Here is a 2,652-nt window from a genome sequence, read left to right as displayed (position 1 = left end):
CAAATTTTCATCCATTAATCCGTTATATTCTTTATAAAGGTCAGATTTACTACTTCCAATTCGTAATTTTTTGAGTATTTCTGATTTTAGGGATTTTGTATTCATTTTATGTTGAATTTTAAAATTTACCTTTAACGCCCAGTGTATGAATTAAGCGTTAAAGGTAATTGGCCTTGGAAAACCTAAGGTAATTAATTCCAATTATTGGGCCCTATTCAATTTATTAATTTTGTTCTTGTGTTAGTTCTTGTAGCCCTTTTGTAAATGAAAGCAAACCTAGATCCATATGGTCTAGATGATTATATACCCTATTTTTAAATTGGAGATTCTTAATTTCCAAAATTTTAATTTGTTTAGAAAAATCGATAACTGGTTGTACTGCCCAAGTAGCATTCTCCTTTCCGCCAACAGTCAAAAAAAGATTTAAGTCTTTATTCTTTTCTTTGAGCTTTTCCGGCAGTTGATTTAAATAAAAATTGTTATACCAAAGGGTGGGGCTGGCTGAAATAAAAGATTTGAAATCACTTTTTTCAGTATCCAATTGGTTCCATAAAGCATATAACACGAAATAACCTCCAAAGGAATGGCCTGCTAAAACTCTATCATCCTTTTTAGTTCTAAATTCAGAATCAATTTGTGGGATTAATTCATTAGTTATGAAATTTTTAAATTTTTGTCCTCCTCCAATTGCTTCTATTTCATCTGAAGGGATAGATTTTGGATAGAGATAGTCTCTTACCCTTAAAGAATCCATTGTTTTAAAACTTTTGTAACCAATACTTACTAAGATTATTGGTTTTAATAATCCGGTTGATTCGTATTGATGCTGTAGGGGAGCAGTAATTGGGAAGAAAAAATTCCCATCTAAAAGGTATACGGTAGTATAGTTCTTATTCGGATTTTTATAATATTCTTTGGGTAATTGAACATCAATATAAAAAGTGTCCTTTACAGACTCCGAGTATTGAGTGAAAGTTTCATGAAGTGGCTTACTTTCTTTGATCTTTTTTTTTGTGGTGCAACTTGTTAATAATAGAAAAATGGGAAATGAAATGGTAAATAAGGGAAATAACTTCATGTGCTTCATAGTATTTAAATTTTAATGGTTTAAGGTATTTGTATTGTTTGAAAATAGAGACTTTTTGAGCATTAAGCTTTTTGAATCTACTTATCAAAAGGCATTTTGAGTATTCGGATTTATATTGATTAAATTCCAGAGCATTAAGTTAGAATAGACCAGCTAGGGCTATAAAAGCCATCATGATCATGATACAATTCAAAAAGCATGGAAAGTAAATATGATCAGGTGATTTAATAACTTTTTTACTGAGATACCCTCTAAAAGCACCATTGATTCCACATCAAAAAAGTAATAAATATAACCTTGAATTTTTTAATGAACCAAAACTTAATAATAGTCTTAAAAAATTTAAAAATCCCGTTCCAATTAAATCATCGGGTTTCCAATTTGTTTTATAAATGATTAAAAGGTGTTTTCTATAGTATTAAAATGCTTTATCAAATAACTAAGAGTTTCTTTCTGTTGATTCTCTAGGGAAATATCAGCACTATTATCCATGAAAAGTTTACCTAAATATCCAAATTGTGAGTGATTTCCTCCTTTTATTAAAATCAAGGTTGAATTTTTTGGGAGTTTTTCTTCATATTCCAAAACCTCTGGGATACTTGCTAGTCCGTCTTTTTCAGCATATACCTTAAGAGTTGGGATTGAAAGGTTAGAAAGATTAATGTCTCTAGGATGTGAAGTTCCCATGAGAAAAAGTCCTGTCATAGACGAGGGATTTTCGTAAACAAATTGAGCGGCCATTTTTCCTCCTTGAGAATGCCCGCCTATTATGTATTTCCTCGATCTTAGGTCAAATAATTTGGATACTTTTTGATAATCATATTGGGGAAGCCTCCAAGCCATTTTTATTAGATGACAAGTGAAACCGTTTTCGGCTATTTTTCTGCATAATGGGGCATAGGCTTTGGGGTCGGTCAACCCTCCTTGAAAGAAAATTACCTCTGAAGTGTTTTGGGTAAAATTTGGTTTGAAGATAATTTCATCTTTATTTTCTGTTACCGAAATCTGATCATTTTCTGAAAAAATATCCTTGGGTAGATTTCTGGATTGATAAGTTGACCATTGCCATATGAAGAACACAGTGACAAGACTGAACCAAATTATTCTGAAAACATTATGTTTATTTAACTTCATAAATTAAAAGAGTAAGGTCATCTCTATTTGCATGACAATATGTAAGGTCCTAACTTTTAAAAGCGCCTTTAGTGATTATTATTTTCCTTGTTGCTAGTCAATGTTTAAAGGGGTAAATTCAGAAAATAAATTAGCGCTCTCATTCAAACTGCCTATTGGAATATATTCACAAACTTGAGAGAATTCTCCCCACATTTTTTGTACGGCAGCATTAGAATGGGCAGCTTCTAAGGCCTCTTTAGACTTCCATCCAAAGACTTCAATTATGGTTCGATCCTCTGCTTGCATGATGATGGATTTTCTATTTGAAACTAAATTTTCTCCATCAAGTATTTGCCAGTGGAATTTTATTAATTTGATTAATTCTGCCTCCTTGTCAGGAAATGGTTTGTATCCAACAATTACTATTCTTTCTATGGATTTTTATTTAA

The 2,652-nt window shown here is 31.4% G+C and carries 3 protein-coding genes; all 3 read right to left on the bottom strand.

Annotated elements, in window-relative coordinates; genetic code table 11:
* Positions 1–223: 223 nt before the first annotated feature.
* Positions 224–1,087, bottom strand: coding sequence for an alpha/beta hydrolase (locus E1171_RS03205; protein ID WP_155204016.1), 864 nt, complete (start codon positions 1,085–1,087; stop codon positions 224–226).
* A 396-nt stretch (positions 1,088–1,483) separates the two neighbouring features.
* Positions 1,484–2,221, bottom strand: coding sequence for an alpha/beta family hydrolase (locus E1171_RS03200; protein WP_155204015.1), 738 nt, complete (start codon positions 2,219–2,221; stop codon positions 1,484–1,486).
* Positions 2,222–2,314: 93 nt separating this feature from the next.
* Complete coding sequence (locus E1171_RS24160; protein WP_222931363.1) at positions 2,315–2,509, bottom strand: hypothetical protein; 195 nt, start codon at positions 2,507–2,509, stop codon at positions 2,315–2,317.
* Positions 2,510–2,652: the final 143 nt, after the last annotated feature.

The organism is Xanthovirga aplysinae, assembly GCF_009711365.1.
GTDB classification, from domain to species: domain Bacteria; phylum Bacteroidota; class Bacteroidia; order Cytophagales; family Cyclobacteriaceae; genus Xanthovirga; species Xanthovirga aplysinae.
Note: the sequence above shows the minus strand (reverse complement) of the source record. Positions and strands in the feature narration are given on the sequence as shown.

Excerpts from the sequence above, each read along its gene's own strand:
- E1171_RS24160 (WP_222931363.1), bottom strand. The coding sequence starts at position 2,509 with ATGCAAGCAGAGGATCGAACCATAATTGAAGTCTTTGGATGGAAGTCT.
- E1171_RS03205 (WP_155204016.1), bottom strand. The coding sequence starts at position 1,087 with ATGAAGCACATGAAGTTATTTCCCTTATTTACCATTTCATTTCCCATT.
- E1171_RS03200 (WP_155204015.1), bottom strand. The coding sequence starts at position 2,221 with ATGAAGTTAAATAAACATAATGTTTTCAGAATAATTTGGTTCAGTCTT.